At 72.0% G+C, this 15,965-nt stretch carries 17 protein-coding genes; 11 read left to right on the forward strand and 6 right to left on the reverse strand.

Features of this window, described 5'->3' with window-relative positions:
• Positions 1–15: 15 nt before the first annotated feature.
• Both ACFOY2_RS07240 and ACFOY2_RS07245 read left to right on the forward strand, forming a co-directional pair.
• The gene (locus ACFOY2_RS07240; RefSeq protein ID WP_379527154.1) at positions 16–942 is read left to right on the forward strand and encodes a LysR family transcriptional regulator; all 927 of its coding nucleotides are present in this window, start codon (positions 16–18) and stop codon (positions 940–942) included.
• Positions 943–1,039: 97 nt separating this feature from the next.
• The gene (locus ACFOY2_RS07245; protein WP_379527155.1) at positions 1,040–2,203 is read left to right on the forward strand and encodes an NAD-dependent formate dehydrogenase; all 1,164 of its coding nucleotides are present in this window, start codon (positions 1,040–1,042) and stop codon (positions 2,201–2,203) included.
• Between the two features lie 48 nt (positions 2,204–2,251).
• On the opposite strand, the gene ACFOY2_RS07250 is transcribed toward ACFOY2_RS07245, so the two are convergent.
• The gene (locus ACFOY2_RS07250) at positions 2,252–2,665 is read right to left on the reverse strand and encodes a TOBE domain-containing protein (RefSeq protein WP_379527156.1); all 414 of its coding nucleotides are present in this window, start codon (positions 2,663–2,665) and stop codon (positions 2,252–2,254) included.
• 114 nt (positions 2,666–2,779) lie between these two features.
• Positions 2,780–4,048 (reverse strand): vanadium-dependent haloperoxidase, encoded by a 1,269-nt coding sequence (locus ACFOY2_RS07255; RefSeq protein WP_379527157.1) that lies wholly within the window; start codon positions 4,046–4,048, stop codon positions 2,780–2,782.
• Between the two features lie 192 nt (positions 4,049–4,240).
• On the opposite strand from ACFOY2_RS07255, the gene ACFOY2_RS07260 reads away from it, so the two are divergent.
• From ACFOY2_RS07260 to ACFOY2_RS07280, 5 genes are read left to right on the forward strand one after another with little or no spacing between them, the layout of a single operon-like run.
• On the forward strand, positions 4,241–4,768 hold the full coding sequence (locus ACFOY2_RS07260; RefSeq protein WP_379527158.1) for a PadR family transcriptional regulator: 528 nt from the start codon (positions 4,241–4,243) through the stop codon (positions 4,766–4,768).
• Positions 4,765–5,457: an ABC transporter ATP-binding protein gene (locus ACFOY2_RS07265; RefSeq protein WP_379527159.1), complete on the forward strand. Its 693-nt coding sequence runs from the start codon at positions 4,765–4,767 to the stop codon at positions 5,455–5,457. The genes ACFOY2_RS07260 and ACFOY2_RS07265 overlap by 4 nt, the downstream gene beginning before the upstream one ends.
• Positions 5,454–7,673, forward strand: coding sequence for an FtsX-like permease family protein (locus tag ACFOY2_RS07270; RefSeq protein WP_379527160.1), 2,220 nt, complete (start codon positions 5,454–5,456; stop codon positions 7,671–7,673). The genes ACFOY2_RS07265 and ACFOY2_RS07270 overlap by 4 nt, the downstream gene beginning before the upstream one ends.
• Before the next feature lie 8 nt (positions 7,674–7,681).
• Positions 7,682–9,997, forward strand: a complete 2,316-nt coding sequence (locus ACFOY2_RS07275) for a penicillin acylase family protein (protein WP_379527161.1) — start codon at positions 7,682–7,684, stop codon at positions 9,995–9,997.
• Positions 9,998–10,036: 39 nt separating this feature from the next.
• Positions 10,037–10,969: an NmrA family NAD(P)-binding protein gene (locus tag ACFOY2_RS07280; RefSeq protein WP_379527162.1), complete on the forward strand. Its 933-nt coding sequence runs from the start codon at positions 10,037–10,039 to the stop codon at positions 10,967–10,969.
• A gap of 51 nt (positions 10,970–11,020) precedes the next feature.
• Here ACFOY2_RS07280 and ACFOY2_RS07285 read toward each other — a convergent pair whose 3' ends face one another.
• Positions 11,021–11,935 (reverse strand): LLM class F420-dependent oxidoreductase, encoded by a 915-nt coding sequence (locus ACFOY2_RS07285; protein ID WP_379527451.1) that lies wholly within the window; start codon positions 11,933–11,935, stop codon positions 11,021–11,023.
• 82 nt (positions 11,936–12,017) lie between these two features.
• A complete protein-coding gene (locus ACFOY2_RS07290; RefSeq protein ID WP_379527163.1) occupies positions 12,018–12,590 on the reverse strand; it encodes a TetR/AcrR family transcriptional regulator in 573 nt (190 codons plus the stop codon).
• A 133-nt stretch (positions 12,591–12,723) separates the two neighbouring features.
• Between ACFOY2_RS07290 and ACFOY2_RS07295 the strand changes: the two genes are divergently transcribed.
• On the forward strand, positions 12,724–13,044 hold the full coding sequence (locus tag ACFOY2_RS07295; protein ID WP_379527164.1) for a plasmid stabilization protein: 321 nt from the start codon (positions 12,724–12,726) through the stop codon (positions 13,042–13,044).
• 4 nt (positions 13,045–13,048) lie between these two features.
• On the opposite strand, the gene ACFOY2_RS07300 is transcribed toward ACFOY2_RS07295, so the two are convergent.
• Positions 13,049–13,564 (reverse strand): CGNR zinc finger domain-containing protein, encoded by a 516-nt coding sequence (locus ACFOY2_RS07300; RefSeq protein ID WP_379527165.1) that lies wholly within the window; start codon positions 13,562–13,564, stop codon positions 13,049–13,051.
• 119 nt (positions 13,565–13,683) lie between these two features.
• On the opposite strand from ACFOY2_RS07300, the gene ACFOY2_RS07305 reads away from it, so the two are divergent.
• On the forward strand, positions 13,684–14,562 hold the full coding sequence (locus tag ACFOY2_RS07305) for an SCO6745 family protein (RefSeq protein WP_379527166.1): 879 nt from the start codon (positions 13,684–13,686) through the stop codon (positions 14,560–14,562).
• A 132-nt stretch (positions 14,563–14,694) separates the two neighbouring features.
• On the opposite strand, the gene ACFOY2_RS07310 is transcribed toward ACFOY2_RS07305, so the two are convergent.
• The gene (locus ACFOY2_RS07310; RefSeq protein WP_379527167.1) at positions 14,695–15,036 is read right to left on the reverse strand and encodes a VOC family protein; all 342 of its coding nucleotides are present in this window, start codon (positions 15,034–15,036) and stop codon (positions 14,695–14,697) included.
• Positions 15,037–15,134: 98 nt separating this feature from the next.
• Here ACFOY2_RS07310 and ACFOY2_RS07315 point away from each other — a divergent pair, with 98 nt between their 5' ends.
• Together ACFOY2_RS07315 and ACFOY2_RS07320 are read left to right on the forward strand one after the other, a co-directional pair.
• The gene (locus ACFOY2_RS07315; RefSeq protein ID WP_379527452.1) at positions 15,135–15,464 is read left to right on the forward strand and encodes an ArsR/SmtB family transcription factor; all 330 of its coding nucleotides are present in this window, start codon (positions 15,135–15,137) and stop codon (positions 15,462–15,464) included.
• Complete coding sequence (locus ACFOY2_RS07320) at positions 15,461–15,901, forward strand: SRPBCC domain-containing protein (protein WP_379527168.1); 441 nt, start codon at positions 15,461–15,463, stop codon at positions 15,899–15,901. The genes ACFOY2_RS07315 and ACFOY2_RS07320 overlap by 4 nt, the downstream gene beginning before the upstream one ends.
• Positions 15,902–15,965 lie beyond the last annotated feature (64 nt).

Genomic DNA, 15,965 nt, shown 5'->3' on the forward strand with positions numbered 1-15,965 from the left:
GGGTGATGCTGTGGCGTGTTGTTGCGCCAGTTGGAGTATTTGGTGGCCTTGGCCAGGGAGCGGCATTTCGCGCGGGCCGCCGCGTCCTGTCATGTTTCCCAGCCGTCGTTGTCGGCGGCCATCCGCAAGTTGGAACGCGAACTGGACGTGCCGCTCGTCCGCCGTGGGCGGAAGTTCTCCGGGCTGACCCCGGAGGGTGAGCGGGTGGTGTTGTGGGCGCACCGCATCCTGTCCGACGTCGACGCCCTGCGCCAGGACCTGTCCAGGATGCGCGGGGGGCTGTCGGGCACGTTGCGGATGGGGGCGATCCCGACCGCGCTGACCGCGGCCTCGCTGCTCACCACGCCGTTCTGCGAGCGGTATCCGCACGTCAGGGTGTTGCTGACGTCGTTGTCGTCACGGGAGATCGCGCGGCGGCTGGCGGAGTTCGAGATCGACATGGCGATGACATACCTCGACGACGAGGAGGACCTCGGCGAGGTGCGGACCAGCCCGCTGTATGAGGAGCGATACCTGCTGCTGACCCCGTCCGACGGCGAACTGGCCGATCGGCGGGTGGCGCGCTGGGCGGAGGTCGCCGCGCTGCCGCTGTGCCTGCTGGCCCCCGAGATGCGCAACCGTCGCATCCTGGACGCGAACTTCCGCGCGGCCGGGGCGGTGGCCGTCCCGGCGATCGAGACCGACACCGTCTCGGCGCTGTTCGCGCACGTGGCGACCCACCGCTGGTCGAGCGTGATCGCGCACGCGTGGCTGCACATGTTCGGGGTGCCGGAGGGGATGCGGGTCGTGCGGCTGGAGCGGCCCGCGCGCGAGCCCTCCGTCGGGCTGGTCGCCGCCGGTACGGGGCCCGAGCCGATGATGGCGCGGGCCCTGCGGGACATCGCCCGCGATCTCGACCTGCGCGAGGTGTTCGACCGGCTGGCCCGCGAGCACCTGGCGTGAGAGACGCCGTCTATCAGCCGATAGAAACAAACGCTTTGACCTGCGCAAATCCCCCGGCGGACAGTGGAATCACCACAACCGACGAGGAGCAGGAACCATGGCGAAGGTGCTGTGCGTGCTGTACGACGACCCGATCGACGGATACCCGGCCTCCTACGCGCGAGACGGCCTGCCCGATCTGGCCGGCTACCCGGGCGGCCAGACGCTGCCCAGCCCGAAGGGCATCGACTTCACCCCCGGCCAGTTGCTCGGCAGCGTCTCGGGCGAGCTGGGGCTGCGCAGGTTCCTGGAGGGGCGCGGCCACACGCTGGTGGTCACCTCCGACAAGGACGGCGACGACTCGGTGTTCGACCGCGAACTGGCCGACGCGGACGTGGTGATCTCGCAGCCCTTCTGGCCCGCGTACCTGACGGCCGAGCGCATCGCCCGCGCGCCCAAGCTGAAGCTGGCCGTCACGGCCGGCATCGGCTCCGACCACGTGGACCTGGACGCGGCGATCGCCCGCGGCATCACGGTCGCCGAGGTCACCTACTGCAACAGCATCAGCGTCGCCGAACACGTCGTCATGATGATCCTGTCCCTGGTCCGCGACTACCTGCCCGCCCACCAGACCGTGCTGGACGGCGGCTGGAACATCGCCGACCGCGTCGCCCGCTCCTACGACCTGGAGGGCATGCACGTCGGAACGGTGGCCGCCGGCCGCATCGGGACGGCGGTCCTGCGCCGGCTCAAGCCGTTCGACGTGCACCTGCACTACACCGACCGGCACCGCCTGCCGGCCGAGGTCGAACAGGAGCTCGGGCTCACCTTCCACCCTGACGCCGCCGCCATGGTCCCGCACTGCGACGTGGTGACCGTCAACGCGCCGCTGCACCCCGAGACCGAAGGACTGTTCGGCGACGCGCTGATCGCCACGATGAAGCGCGGCGCGTACCTGATCAACACGGCCCGCGCGCGGATCGCCGACCGCGACGCGATCGTGCGCGCGCTGGAGAGCGGCCGGCTGGCCGGGTACGCCGGCGACGTCTGGTACCCCCAGCCCGCGCCGTCCGACCACCCCTGGCGGACGATGCCGCACCACGGGATGACGCCGCACATCTCCGGCTCGTCGCTGTCGGCGCAGACCCGTTACGCCGCGGGGACCCGCGAAATCTTGGAGGCGTGGCTGGACGGCACGCCGATCCGCGAGGAGTACCTGATCGTCGAGGGCGGCGCCCAGGCGGGCGCCGGCGCCCACTCCTACAGCACCAAGCGCTCATAAGCGACCCGGACCCAGCGGGAAAAACGCCTGAACACCAAGCGGGGCTCCTCACAAGTGACTGGCCACGCGTTCGTGGCCGGGGATCTCCACGACGACGTTGGTGGACTTGATCACGGCGACCGCCACCACCCCCACCTCCAGGCCCAGCTCGTCGGCGGCCTGGCGGCTCATCAGCGACACCACGCGGAACGGCCCGGCAGCGATCTCCACCTGCGCCATCACCGCATCGCGGATCACCTCGGTGACGATGCCGCGGAAGCGGTTGCGCGCCGACGAACGCCCGCCTTCGCCGGTCGACTCGACCTGGGCGCGGGCGAAGGCGGCCAGGTCGGCGCCGTCGACCCGGCGGTGACCGTTCTCGTCCCGCTCGGCCGTCAGCCGCCCCGAGTCCACCCAGCGGCGGACGGTGTCGGAGCTGACCCCGAGCAGCGCGGCGGCCTCGCTGATCCGAAATGTCGTCACAAACCTCACCATACCCTTCGCACCTGCCATCCTAGAAACGGCTATTCTGCCGCAACAGCGGCGTCATCAGCGACTCTGTCATGGCATCCACGAGGGATCGGCCCAGCGGATCAGTCATCTGTTCGACCGGAAGTGGTGCGCGACCGCGTAGGCGGCGACTTTCTTCCCGATTTTCGCGCCCTCCACGTCCGCCGTCCGCGTGTGGATTCCGCCCCAGATTCGGGCCTCGATCACCTCGGCGACCGCCTGCGAAAACCCGCGGAAATGCCGGGTGGTGCCCGAGTCGGCGCTGTATCCGCTGAAGGGGATGTCGTCCCGGCCGAAGAAATGCCTCAGCGCCGACATGCTGGCCGCGGTGAAGCAGGCGTGCCCGGAGGTGAAGTCGGGGTGTGGCGGCGTGACGAGCAACGGCGTCCAGGCGGAGTCGGCCTCCGTCGCCGGGTTGCCGTCGGTGTCGGCCAGCCGGATCGCGGTGACCGGCCGCCAGAAGGTCCACGCCGCCTTCTCGTTGAAGCAGGCGGTCGTGGCGTCGGCCTCGGCCAGGTCGACCATGGCGAACATCCGCGCCGTCTGCAGCGTGCTCAGCCGCTGTTTCGTGGCGAGGTCACGCTTGATCTGCCATTCGGCCAGGTGCCGGTCGTGCCACCAGATGGCCGCCTGCGTCTGGTCGGCGGTTCTCACCGTGCTGGCGGCCGCGCCGATCGTTTTGACCTCGTTGAAGTCGCGGGCGTACTGCCGGCTGGTCAGCGGGGGCGGGCCGGAGGTACGGAACATGGACGCGCTCGGGATGAGGAACGGCTTGAGGCCCGCGACCCACGCCCCGTCGGAGGCGAAGGCGGGAGGCGCGGGCCGCCACTGGCCTGGCCGGGTGCCCACGGGCCAGTTCGGGTCTCCGAACGCCCCGTCGTTCTCCCGCGCGGCGATCATCGCGTCGGCCGCCTGGGCGCCCACGGCGATTCCGCGCTGTTTGGCGGTGCCGTCGGAAATCGCGGCCAGCGCCTCGTCGTACTGCGTTTTCAGTCTTTCCCGCTGGGCGGGGAACAGCGCGTTCAGCACGCGGAAGCCCGCGGTCGCCACGGCCGCGTCCGTCGATTCGCCTCCGTTGGCGGTCGGTGCGATCAGGTACGGCTGGTACGGGGTGCCGGCGATGGCGTTGACCGCGTCGTAAACGGCTCCGTGCACCATCGCGAAACTCCGCGCCTGGACCTGCGGTTGCTGGCCCGCGACGTCCCAGATCGCGGTCTGGGCGTTTCTGTCCCAGACGATGACGGCATTGGGGGTGCGCGCGTGCGCGGTTGTGACACCCAGTCCGATCGGCGATGCGGCGGCGATGACCAGGCACGCGGCCAGGCGCGATAAGCGCGCAGCAGAAGATTTGACCATCAACGGAAAGTACTATGCGGGCCGCGTGCGTTACAGCGGCCGAATAGGTCGGAAACCCGCTAATGACATAACCGGAAACCGGCATTTCTCAGGCGGCGGGGCCGCTCCTGCCGGATCCGGTGGGGAGAGCGGGCCGGGCGGCGTGGCTGCCTTATTCGCGCCGTATATACGCTCAGAGTATAGTCAGCGATCATGAGCGTCCCCCTTGCGCTGCTCGGCCTCCTGGAACGGGAGCCGAGCCACGGATACGACCTGAAACGCGACTACGACACCTACCTCGGCGGAGGCAAGCCTCTGCCGTTCGGCCAGGTGTACGCCACGCTCGCCCGCCTGGCCAGAGACGGCAAGGTGAGCGCCGGGCAGAGCGAGCCGGGCGACGGCCCCGACCGCAAGCGCTACGCCATCACCCCGATCGGCAGGAACGAGGTCGGGGCCTGGCTGGCCGAGCCGGTGGCGGCCGAGCCGTTCCTGCAGACCGTGCTGTTCACCAAGGTCGTGCTGGCGCTGATGCTGGGCCGCGACGCGGCGGGCTACCTCGACGCCCAGCGCTCCACTCACCTGCGGCGCATGCGAGAGCTGTCCGAGGTCAAGCGGGGCGGCGCGCTGATCGACACGCTGCTGGCCGACCACGCCATGTTCCGCCTGGAGGCCGACCTGCGATGGATCGACGTCACCCAGGCCCGGCTGGGGGCGCTGGCGGAGAAGGTGCGCGAACGGTGATCGCCGACGCGCTGCTGCGGGCCGAGAACATCACCCGCTCGTACGGCAACACGCCCGCGGTGCGGGCGGCCAGCCTGTCGGTGACCGCCGGCGAGGTGCTGGCGATCATGGGGCCCAGCGGCTCGGGGAAGTCGACGCTGCTCCACTGCCTGGCCGGGATCTTCACCCCGGACAGCGGCGAGGTGTGGTTCGACGGACGCCGGATGGACACGCTGGACGACGCCCGCCGCAGCGAACTGCGGCGCACCGCCTTCGGGTTCGTCTTCCAGTTCGGCCAGCTCGTGCCCGAGCTGACCGTGACCGAGAACGTGGCGCTGCCCCTGCTGCTCGGCCGCGCCAAACGCAAGGACGCCCACGCGCGGGCCGCCTCCTGGCTGGAGCGGCTGGACCTGGCGAAGCTGGGCGGCCGCCATACCGGGGAACTGTCCGGCGGGCAGGCGCAGCGGGTGGCCATCGCCAGGGCGCTGGTGACGCGGCCGAGGGTCGTCTTCGCCGACGAGCCGACCGGCGCGCTCGACTCGCTCACCGGCGAGCACGTGATGGAGCTGCTGGTGGGCCTGGCCCGCGAGGAGGGCGTCACCGTGATCGTGGTGACGCACGACGCCAGGGTGGCCGCCGGCGCCGACCGGGAGGTCGTCGTCCGCGACGGCAAGGTGACCGACCCGTACGCCACCGGAATCGTGCGATGATCCTGCTGGGCCTGCGCCTGTCGCTGCGCGGCGGCCGTGAGGCGGCAGCCAGGCTGACGTTGATCGTCGCCGGGGTGGCGGTCGGCGTCGTGGTGCTGCTGGCCACGCTGTCGCTGTTCAACGCCTTCCAGGCCACCGGCGCGCGCCCCTGCTGGGAGTGCACGCGCGGCACCGCCCCCAGCGGCTGGGCCCTGGACGCCACCGCCGCCGGCGCGCTGTGGAACCTGCGCGAGGACTTCTACGCGGGCCAGACCATCAAGAGGCTGGACGCCGCCACGCTCGGCGCCTCGGGGCCGGTCATCCCCGGCCTGTCCCAGATGCCGGGCCCCGGCCGGTACTACGCCTCCCCCGCGCTGGCCAGGCTGCTGGACTCGGCGCCGCGCGAGCAACTCGCCGACCGCTTCCCGGGAACGCGGGCGGGCCTGATCGGCCGCGCCGCGCTGTCCGGGCCCGACGAACTGGTCATCGTCGTGGGACGCACGCCGCAGCAGGTCTCCGCCATGCTCGGCACCCGGCAGGTCGGCACGGTCGCCGGCGAGCCCGCGCGCGACGAGGGCGCGGAGGTCTACCGGTTCGGGTTCGGCATCGCCGCCGTCGGGCTGATCGTCCCGCTGCTGGTGCTGGTGGGCACCGCCACCCGGCTGGCCGCCGCCCGCCGCGAGACCCGCTTCGCCGCGATCAGGCTGGTCGGCGGCACCATCCGGCAGGTGAACACGCTGGCCGCGGTGGACGCGGCCGTGGGCGCGCTGCTCGGCGCGCTGGCCGGCGTCCTGCTCTTCCAGCCGCTGCGACCGGCCGTGGCCGAGGTGCGGATCACCGGTTCGCGCTTCTTCCCCGACCTGGCCGCCCCGAGCCTGTGGCAGTACGCGGCCGTGCTCGTCTGCGTGCCGCTCGTCGCCGCCGGCGCGGCCCTGTGGTCGCTGCGCCGGGTGCGGATCTCACCGCTGGGCGTGGCCAGGAAGACCGCGCCGCCGCCGCCGAGGGCGTGGCGGGTGATCCCGCTCCTGGCCGGGCTGGGGCTGTTCGCGGGACCGGCGTTCAAGGAGGGCAAACCCGACGCCCTGGTGGCCGACACCGCGATCGTGCTCATCATGGTCGGGCTCGTGCTGGCGGGGCCGTGGCTGACGCTGGTGGCCGCGCGCCTGACCGCCCGCCTGACCCGCGGCGCGGCGACGCTGCTGGCCGCGCAGCGGCTGGCAGCCGATCCGAAGACCGCTTTCAGGTCGGTGAGCGGGCTGGTGCTGGCGGTGTTCATCGGGACGGCGATCGCGGCCCTCGTGCCGGCGGTGGTCCAGGGCCAGCGGGCGGTGGCAGGGGGCACGCTCAACGACGTGCTGGGCGCCACGTTCTTGCGGCCGGGCAGCGCGGGACTGCCGTCGCGGGCGGGGGCGGAACTGCTCGAACGGCTGCGCGCCCACCCGGGCGTGAGCGTGATGCCGATCTACGCGCGGGCGGACCGGGACGCCGTCCTGCCGCCGCGCGATGACGGCCCGCCGCCGGCGACGTCCGTCGTCGAATGCGCGAGCCTGGCCCGCCACCCGGTGCTCGGCAGCTGCCCCGAGGGCGCGCGGGCCGTCATGGGGAACTTCGCCCGCGTCATCGGCGCCGACAACCCGCTCACCGTCGACAGGCTCCTCCCACTGGCGGGCCCGGCCAGCCCGCCCGCCTCCACCACCGCCGGGCTCGACCTGGAGGCCGTCCTGGTCAGCACGGACGAGGCGGCGACGCTGGAGCGGCTGCGCACCCTGCTGGCCGGCCACACCACCGAAGCGCCGATGACCTTCGCCGAGATCGCCCAGGTCAGGGCAGAGCTGTACACGCGGGCGGAGAACGTCGCCCTGGCCATGGTCGCGCTCACCCTGGTCACCGGCGGCTGCAGCCTCGTGGTCGCGGTCGGGGGCGGGCTGGTGGAGCGCAGGCGGCCGTTCACCCTGCTGCGCCTGGCCGGCACGCCCACCCGCACCCTGGCCGCGGTGGTGCTGCTGGAGTCGGCGCTGCCGCTGATCCTGGCCGCCGTACTCGCCGCCGGCGCCGGCTTCGGCGTGGCCGAGCCGGCCATCGGCCAGCTCGCGATGAAGGGGGCCACGCCGGCGATGCCGGGGCCGGTGTACTTCGCGGCCGTCGGCGCCGGGCTGGCCACCTGCCTGCTGGTGATCCTCACGACGCTGCCGCTGCTGCGGCGGCTGACCGCGCCCGACAACGCACGCTTCGAATAGGAGTCGCGATGAAACTCATCTTAAGACTGGCCATGGTGCTCGCCCTGGCCGCCGCGGGGGTGGTGCCCGCCGAGGCGCCCGCCCTGGCCGACGACGGCCGCTACACCGCCGAGATCCGGCGCACCGAGTACGGCATCCCGCACGTGTCCGCCCGCGACTACGGCGGGCTCGGATTCGGGTACGGCTACGCCTTCGCGCAGGACAACCTGTGCGTGCTGGCCTCATGGGTGGTGACCCTGCGGGGTGAGCGGTCCAGGCACTTCGGGCCGCAGGCCCAGTCCGACGACCCGGCCGGCCCGGTCGCCAACCTGGTCAGCGACGTCTACTACAAGAGCGTCGCCGACTCGGGCGTCGTGGCGCGGCTGCTGGCCCAGCCCGCGCCGGTGGGGCCGGGCCAGGAGCTGCGCGGGCTCGTCGACGGCTACGTCGCCGGGTACAACCGCTACCTGGAGGAGACCGGCGTGGCGAACCTGCCGGACCCCACGTGCCGGGGCAAGTCCTGGGTCGGCCCCATCACCGCCACCGACCTGTGGAACAACCTCCTCGACCTCAACCGCATGAGCAGCGGCGCCCGGTTCAAGGAGGAGATCGTCGGGGAGAGCGCGGCCGAGGGGCCGCGGCGCCGGATCGCCGCGGGCAGCAACGCGTGGGCGCTCGGCCGCGCGGCCACCCGCGACGGCGGCGGCATGCTGCTGGCCGACCCGCACTTCCCGTGGAACGGGATCCGCCGCTTCTACCAGGTGCAGCTCACCATTCCCGGCGTGCTCGACGTCTCCGGCGGCAGCCTGTACGGCACGCCGGTCGTCCAGATCGGCCACAACGCGACCATGGCCTGGACCCACACCGTCTCCCACGCCCAGCGCTTCACCCTCTACCGCCTCGACCTCGTGGCAGGCGATCCCACGAGCTATCGGGTGGACGGCGGGACCGAGCCGATGGGCCGCCAGGAGGTGCAGGTCACCCTGCGGGACGGCACCGTCGCCGGCCGCACGCTCTACACCTCGCGTTACGGCCCCGTGCTGGCCGCAGGGCGCACCGGCGAGGTCGCCTACGCGCTGGCCGACGCCAACGCCGCGAACCTGCGCGCGGCCGACGAATGGCTGGCCATGGCCAGGGCGAAGGACCTCACCCAGCTTCGCGCGGCCCAGGACAGGTATCAGGGCATGGCGTTCGTCCACACGCTGGCCACCGACGTCGGCGGGAGCGCCTCCTTCGCCGACGCCTCGGTCGTCCCCCACGTCACCGACGCCCAGGCGGAGCGCTGCGCCAAGCCCTCCCCCGTCCCGGGCCTTGAGGAGTACGTCCTGGACGGCTCGACCTCCGCGTGCCTGTGGGGCAGGGACGGCGACGCCGTCGTGCCCGGCATCTTCGGGCCGGCCGCCCAGCCGAGGCTGACCCGCGCCGACTACGTGGCCAACTCCAACAACACCTTCTGGATGACGAACCCGGCGGCGCCGCTGACCGGCTATGCGCGAGTGTGGGGCAAGGCGCGTACCGAGCCGGGGCCGCGTCCCCGCGTCAGCCTGGACATGATCGCCCGGCGGCTGTCCGGGGCCGACGGGCTCGGCGCGCCCGGCTTCACGCTGGAGACGTTGCAGGCCACCTCGGCCTCCAAGCGCAACCACACCTTCGAGCTCATGCGCCGGGACCTGCTCGCGCTGTGCCGTACCAGCACCGAGCTGGCCACGGCCTCCGGCGAGCGCGTGGACGTGCGTGCCGCCTGCGCGACGCTGCGCGACTGGGACGGGCGCGCCACGCTGGACGGCGAGGGGGCCATCCTGTGGCGCGAGTTCTTCACCCGGCTGGGGCGGCCCACCAGGCCGGGAGACCCCGTCTACAGCCCCTGGCGGGTGCCGTTCGACCCCGAGCGTCCGCTGAGCACGCCCCGGGGGCTCAAGCGCGACGACCCGGTGGTGCGGCAGGCGCTGGCCGAGGCCGTGTTCTCCTTCCAGAGCCGGGGCATCCCGCTGACCCTCACCCCGGGCCAGGCACAGCGCTACTCCGCGATCCCGATCCCCGGCTGCACAGAAGGCGAGGGCTGCTTCGACCGGGTACGCATGCGCGGCCCACTCGGCGCCGACGGGCGTTATCCGGAGGTGGACACCGGTTCCAGCTTCATGATGGCCGTCGACCTCACCCGCGGCGGCCCCCGTACGCGCACGATCTTGACCTATTCGCTGTCGGCCAACCCCGAATCGCCGCACCACACCGACCAGACCGCGCTGTTCTCGCGCGGCGGGTGGGTCACCGAACGGTTCACCGAGGCCGAGATCGCCGCGGACCCGCAACTGAAGAAGATCACGGTGAGCGGGGCGCGCGATTAACGAACGGGCGTCGTGGTAGGTGAGGCCTGGAGGTGGACGATGTCGCGAATTCTGGTGACCGGCGCCGCCGGCAGCGTCGGAGCGGTCGGCCGGACCGTCGTGGAGACGCTGCGACGTCAGAAGCTGCCGGTCCGGGCGCTGGTCCATCGCGAGGACGCACGCGCCGAGGCGCTGCGGGCCACGGGCGCCGAGGTCGTCGTCGCCGACATGACGCGCGCCGCCGACGTCGTGCCCGCCATGCGCGGCGTGGGCCGGGTGTTCTTCAGCATGAGCGTCTCGCCGTCCTATCTGGAGGCCGCCGTGGTGATGGCGACCGTGGCCCGCGAGAACCCGGACATCGAGGCGTTCGTCAACATCTCGCAGATGACCGTGTCCGGGATGACCACCGCGAGCACCGAAGAGTCACGCCAGCAGCGGCTGCACTGGCTGGCCGAGCAGGCGCTCGCCTGGTCGGGGCTGCCGCTAGTCGTCGTCCGGCCCACGGTGTTCCTCGAACATCCCTTCTTCACCCTCTTCGCCGCCGCCTCCATCGCCGGCCGGGACGAGATCCGCCTGCCGTTCGGGACGGCGCGGACCTCCCCGGTCGCGGCCCGCGACGTCGCGGACGTCGTCTCGGTCGTCCTGGCCGACCCGGCCCCGCACGTCGGGAAGGTGTACGAGCTGACCGGGCCGCGTTCTGAAGACATGAACGCCGTGGCGGCCGAGTACTCCGAGGCGCTGGGGCGGCCCATCACGTACGTGGACATGCCGCTGGAGCGGTGGCTGCAGGAGGACCTCCGCGCCGCGCGACTGCCGGAGCACCTGGCCGAGCACATCGCCACCATGGCGCGGCTGCACGCGCGCGGCCGCTACGCCCGCCTCACCGACGACGTCGAAACCATCACGGGACGGCCGGCGACGAGCATCCGGGACTTCGTCGTCGGCCACGCCGCCCTGTTCGGCGGGCGCGGAAATGGAACCAGGCCGGGCTGAGGCGCCGGTGGCGGCGTCCGCGCCGGAGTTCACCGCGGACGCCGTCCCGCGTCAGGGCGTCGCGATGCCGACCTGGGCCAGAACGCGCAGGTCCGCCAGCGTGTCACGAGGGGTGTCGGCCAGCGCCTGCACGCAGACGTGGTCCGCGCCCGCGTCCAGGTGGGCGCGGACCCGTTCGATGATCGTGTCTGGTTCACCCCAGGCCACGATGGCGTCGACGAGCGCGTCGCTGCCGCCGCCCGCCACGTCGTCCTCGCTCCAGCCCAGGTCGCGCAGGTTGTTGGTGTAGTTCGGCAGCCCCAGGTACAGCTTCATGAAGCGGCGGGCGGTCCGCCGCGCCCGTTCCGGGTCGGTGTCGAGCACGACGGTCTGCTCCGGCGCCAGCACGGGATCGGGGCCGAGTGCCGCACGGGCACGGGCCGTGTGCTCGGGCGTGACGAAATAGGGGTGCGCGCCGTGGGCGCGCTCGGCGGCGAGCTCCAGCATCCTGGTGCGCAGCGCCGCCAGCAGCCGGGGTGCGGGCTGCGGCAGCGGGCCCTCGTACTCGGTCGCGTCCATGGCGTCGAGGTAGGCGCGCATCGCCGACACCGGCTTCTCGTAGTCGTGTCCTCTCGCCGACACCGCCGGCGCGTGGCTCACTCCCAGGCCGAGCACGAACCTGCCGTCATACGCCTCGGCCAGGGCGCTGGCGCCGTTGGCGGCGGCGGTGGCGTCGCGGGCCCAGATGTTGGCGATGCCGGTCGCGATCGTCAGTCGTCGCGTGGCGCCCAGCAGGATCGCCGCGTGGGTGAGCGCCTCCTTGCTCTTCGGGGTCTCACCGATCCACAGCGCCCCGTAGCCGAGGCTTTCGAGCTCGGCGGCGGCCTCCCGTTCGAACGACGCCGGCTCCCCGCTCAACGTGCTGGTCCAAACCCCTACTCGTCCCAAACGCCGCTTCAGCGCCGCGATCTCGTCCCTACCGGCCATCACGCCTCATCACCTCTCGACACCTGCCATCTCACAGGTTTCACGATAGGAAGCTCATCGTCTGGGCCGGTCAACGCCCGATTCATGACTTTCCGTGTTCTCGGAGGGCGTCCAGGAGGATCTCGGTCATCCGGCCGGCGGGCCGGTCGGCGTCACGGGCGTGGCGTTCCATGGTGAGCGCGCCCGACAGCAGGACCCGCAGGTCGACGACGTCGATGCCGGCGCGGATGGCGCCGGCCCGCTGAGCTTCGCCGAGCAGGACGGAGAAGGCGTCCCAGATGTCGCCCTGGACGCCGTCGGACGGCTTGGCGGGCGAGCCCGCGGCCTCCAGGGCGTCGCACAGCGCCTTGTTCAGCATCGCCTGCTCGATCACCTGGGCCACGAACCTCTGGAACGCCTCTCCTGGCCGCTCGGCATCCGTGAGCGCGCGGGCGTCCTCGGCGAGTTGCCGGAGCCGGTCGTGGATCACCGCCTCGAACAGCGCCTCCTTGGTGGGGAAATGCCGGTAGACCGTGCCCGCGCCGACCCCCGCCCGGCGGGCGATCTCGTCCAAGGGCACCATCATGCCCTCGTCCGAGAACGCGGCCTCGGCGGCCTCCAGCACGCGGGCGCGGTTGCGGCGGGCGTCCGCGCGCAAGGGTTTGTCGGACGTCATCAGCGGGGTTCCCTCCACCCGGGCAGACAAACGGGGCGCACGTTCCGACTCTATTCCACCGTGGGATGCCCCGAGGGGCCCCGTTTCGCGGCTCCCATCCAGGTAAGTGCAGATTTCGATGAGGGGAGACGGCATGCCAAGGGGATCGAGCCAGAAACGGGAACGCCAATACGAGCACATCAAGGCCAGCGTCAAACAGCGGGGCACGAGCGAAGAGCTGGCCGAGGAGATCGCCGCCAGGACCGTGAACAAGGAACGCGCCAGGGCCGGCGAGTCGCGAACCGCCAGCCGCACCTCTGTCGAGGACATCTCCTCGAGCCGGCGCGGCGGCCTGCGCTCGCACTCCGGGGCGGGCGGCCGCACCCGCGACCAGCTCTACGCCGAGGCCAGACGCCGCAACATCAAGGGCCGCTCCAAGATGAGCAAGACCCAGTTGGAGAAGGCGCTCGGTTGAGGCGCTAGGCGCGGCGGCGGGCGCGGTAGGCGCTGGCCTTGGCGCGGTTCTGGCAGGACAGGCCGCAGAACCGGCGTGAGGCGTTCCTGGTGACGTCGAAGAACACGAGCTCGCATCCGCCCGCCTCGCACGTACGCAACCGGACACCCTGGCCGACGCCGATCACCATGGCCAGCGCCGTCCCGGCGTCGGCGGCCCAGGCGTCCACGAGGTCCGCCCCCGGGGCGTGGAAGGCCAGGATGGGCGGGTCGCCGTGCAGGTTGGGGACGGCGCCATGGCGTACCAGGAGCTGGTTGAGCCCGTCGGCGGCGCCGGTGAAGATCGGCCGGAGCTCGGCGGCCACCTCGGCGAGCCGATCAGCCTCTGCGCCGGTCAGCGCCGGCGGCCCCCCACCGCTGCCGGAGGCGGTGGTCGTCGGGGTCCAGCCGTGGGCGGCGAACGCCGACTCCAATGCGGCCCGGCGATCCGTGGGCGGGGGTACCGGGCGGCCGCGGGCGTGGGTGACGGCGAGTTCGTTCACCAGGAGGACGGCGAGCTCCGCCCACCTCCCGACATAACTGTCTATTTGCGATTGACCAGTGATGCGCCAAGCCTCTATCGTCACTGGCATAGCTTATCTAGACAGTGAGAGGGATCGCCATGAGCGCATCGTCCAGGCTCGCCCGCCGCATGTGGCACCAGCTCGAACCGGTCCACGCGGTGCTGTACTTCTCACCGCAGGCGTTCGCGGAGGCAGGGGCCCTCGGGTACGACGTGGAGTCGCGCTGGCCCAGCTACTTCGCCTACCGGACGGCCCCTCTCGGCCGGGCGGGGACGCGGCTGGCCATGGCCACGTACTACAGCTTCAGCCCTCAGATGATCGCCGAGCACGTCCCCACCGTCTGGGAGGTGGCCTCGCCCGAGCAGGTGCTGCGGACGCGGCTGACGGCGGTCGACCAGACCTATCGCCACCTGCTCGGCGGCAAGGTCACCGGGCCGGAGGCGGCCGAGGCGGCGGAGCTGGCCAGGCGGGCCGCCGAGAGCGTGACGGTGGCAGGACGCACGTTCGCCGCGGCGAACCTCGACCTGCCCTGGCCCGACGAGCCGCACCTGGTGTTGTGGCAGGCGGCCACCGTCCTGCGCGAGCACCGCGGCGACGGCCACCTCGTGGCGTTGCAGGCGGCCGGGCTGGACCCGTGCGAGTCTCTGGTGTCGTTCGCGGCCGTCGGGGCCGCCCCCGTGGCGAACTTCGCCGGACGCGGATGGAGTGACCAGGAGTGGGCCGCCGCCAGGGAACGGCTGGCCGCGCGCGGCCTCGTCGACTCCGAGGGGCGGGCCACCGACGAGGGGCGGGCGCTGCGCGATCAGGTGGAGCGCATGACGGACGAGCTGGCGGCGCAGCCGTGGCGACTGCTCGGCGAGGAGCGGTCCGAACGGCTGGCGCAGCTCAACTCGCCGTTCCTCGGCGCGGTCTTCGAGGCCGGGCTGCTGCCGATGACCAGCACCCTCGGCATCGCCACCGTGAAGGCCCCCGACTGACTTCCCCTTGGGTTTTGCCCAGGCCATTCCCACGCTCGCCACCGCACCTCCTCCAAGATTCCCGCCGCCCGACCTTCCGGATCCCCCGGACTGGCCGCCGGCCGTCCCGCGCCTATGAGGGGTTCGCACCTCCTATGCGAAGCCAGGCGCGGGCTCCCAAAGGCTGATGACCGTCCCCTGGTCGTCGGTGCAGGAGCAGCCACGTCCCGACTTGCTGCCGTGCACGTCGCTCGTACTGCCGCCCAACTCGCCCACCCGCTTCACCGCGGCGTCGACGTCGGTGACGTGGTAGTAGAGGTTCGGCTGCGACGAGGGCCCGTCCGCGACGAACCCCATCGGCACGGCGGTGTTGGTGACGTGCAGGTACCTCTCGTGCTCCCGCTTGAACTCCCAGCCGAACAAGCCCCCGTAGAAGGCGGCCGCCCGGTCGAGGTCGCGTACGGACAGGGTGTAGTAGCGCAGTTCGACAGCCATGTGCGTACCTCCGCAATAATTGCCTTTAGCGTTAAGCATCAACAGCCTAACGGAAGCAGGCAAATATTAACACCAACGTTAATGATCTGGACGCCACGCTGGCCGCGCTCGCCGACCCCACCCGGCGCAAGGTCATCGACCTGCTGCGCGAAGGGCCGCGCCCGGCGGGAGAACTGGCCCAGGCCGTACAGATGAGCGCCCCCGCACTGAGCAGGCACCTGCGCGTGCTGCGGGCGGGCGGCCTCGTGCAGGCCGAGGCCGGCGGGACCGACGCCCGGCAGCGGCTTTACACGCTGCGCCAGGAACCCTTCACGGCGCTGCAGGCGTGGCTGGACCAGGTGCAGGCGTTCTGGGCCGAGCAGCTCGGCTCGTTCAAGGAGCACGTCGAACGCAGCCACGCGGCCCACGCCGAGGAGACGGGCCCATGAGCGCGGCACCCGGCGACTCCGTGCAGGCCAGCGTCACCGTTCCCGTCGACCCCGCGACCGCGTTCCGGGTCTTCACCGACGAGATCGACCGCTGGTACGTACGCGGGCGCCACAGCTGGGTGAACCCCGCCCGCGCGGTGGGCATCCGGTTCGAGGACGGGTACCTGCGCGAGCTGTGGTCCGACGGCGGCCACGTCGACACCGGCAGGATCCTCACCTGGGAGCCGCCGCACCGCCTGAGCTGGGCCGACCTGATCAACGACACGGGGGCGATGGAGATCGAGGTGGCCTTCAGCCCGGTCGAGGGCGGCACCGAGGTGATGCTGGAACACCGGGGCCTCGACACGCTGCCATCGGAGGTGGCCGGGCGGATCAGACGCGGGTTCTCGTGGAACATCACCCTGCGGTGGTACGCCGACCAGTGGAAAGACGCCTGAACGACCGGTTGGCGCCAGAAGAACCACGGGCGGGCTCCGCCGAAGACCGGCCAGGGCATGGGCC

This window comes from Nonomuraea purpurea (assembly GCF_042650645.1).
In the GTDB taxonomy this organism is placed as follows: Bacteria; Actinomycetota; Actinomycetes; order Streptosporangiales; family Streptosporangiaceae; genus Nonomuraea; species Nonomuraea purpurea.

Coding starts and splice junctions, on each gene's coding strand:
- ACFOY2_RS07245 (WP_379527155.1), top strand. CDS start 1,040: ATGGCGAAGGTGCTGTGCGTGCTGTACGACGACCCGATCGACGGATAC.
- ACFOY2_RS07255 (WP_379527157.1), bottom strand. CDS start 4,048: ATGGTCAAATCTTCTGCTGCGCGCTTATCGCGCCTGGCCGCGTGCCTG.
- ACFOY2_RS07260 (WP_379527158.1), top strand. CDS start 4,241: ATGAGCGTCCCCCTTGCGCTGCTCGGCCTCCTGGAACGGGAGCCGAGC.
- ACFOY2_RS07270 (WP_379527160.1), top strand. CDS start 5,454: ATGATCCTGCTGGGCCTGCGCCTGTCGCTGCGCGGCGGCCGTGAGGCG.
- ACFOY2_RS07275 (WP_379527161.1), top strand. CDS start 7,682: ATGAAACTCATCTTAAGACTGGCCATGGTGCTCGCCCTGGCCGCCGCG.
- ACFOY2_RS07280 (WP_379527162.1), top strand. CDS start 10,037: ATGTCGCGAATTCTGGTGACCGGCGCCGCCGGCAGCGTCGGAGCGGTC.
- ACFOY2_RS07285 (WP_379527451.1), bottom strand. CDS start 11,935: ATGGCCGGTAGGGACGAGATCGCGGCGCTGAAGCGGCGTTTGGGACGA.
- ACFOY2_RS07290 (WP_379527163.1), bottom strand. CDS start 12,590: ATGACGTCCGACAAACCCTTGCGCGCGGACGCCCGCCGCAACCGCGCC.
- ACFOY2_RS07295 (WP_379527164.1), top strand. CDS start 12,724: ATGCCAAGGGGATCGAGCCAGAAACGGGAACGCCAATACGAGCACATC.
- ACFOY2_RS07305 (WP_379527166.1), top strand. CDS start 13,684: ATGAGCGCATCGTCCAGGCTCGCCCGCCGCATGTGGCACCAGCTCGAA.
- ACFOY2_RS07310 (WP_379527167.1), bottom strand. CDS start 15,036: ATGGCTGTCGAACTGCGCTACTACACCCTGTCCGTACGCGACCTCGAC.
- ACFOY2_RS07320 (WP_379527168.1), top strand. CDS start 15,461: ATGAGCGCGGCACCCGGCGACTCCGTGCAGGCCAGCGTCACCGTTCCC.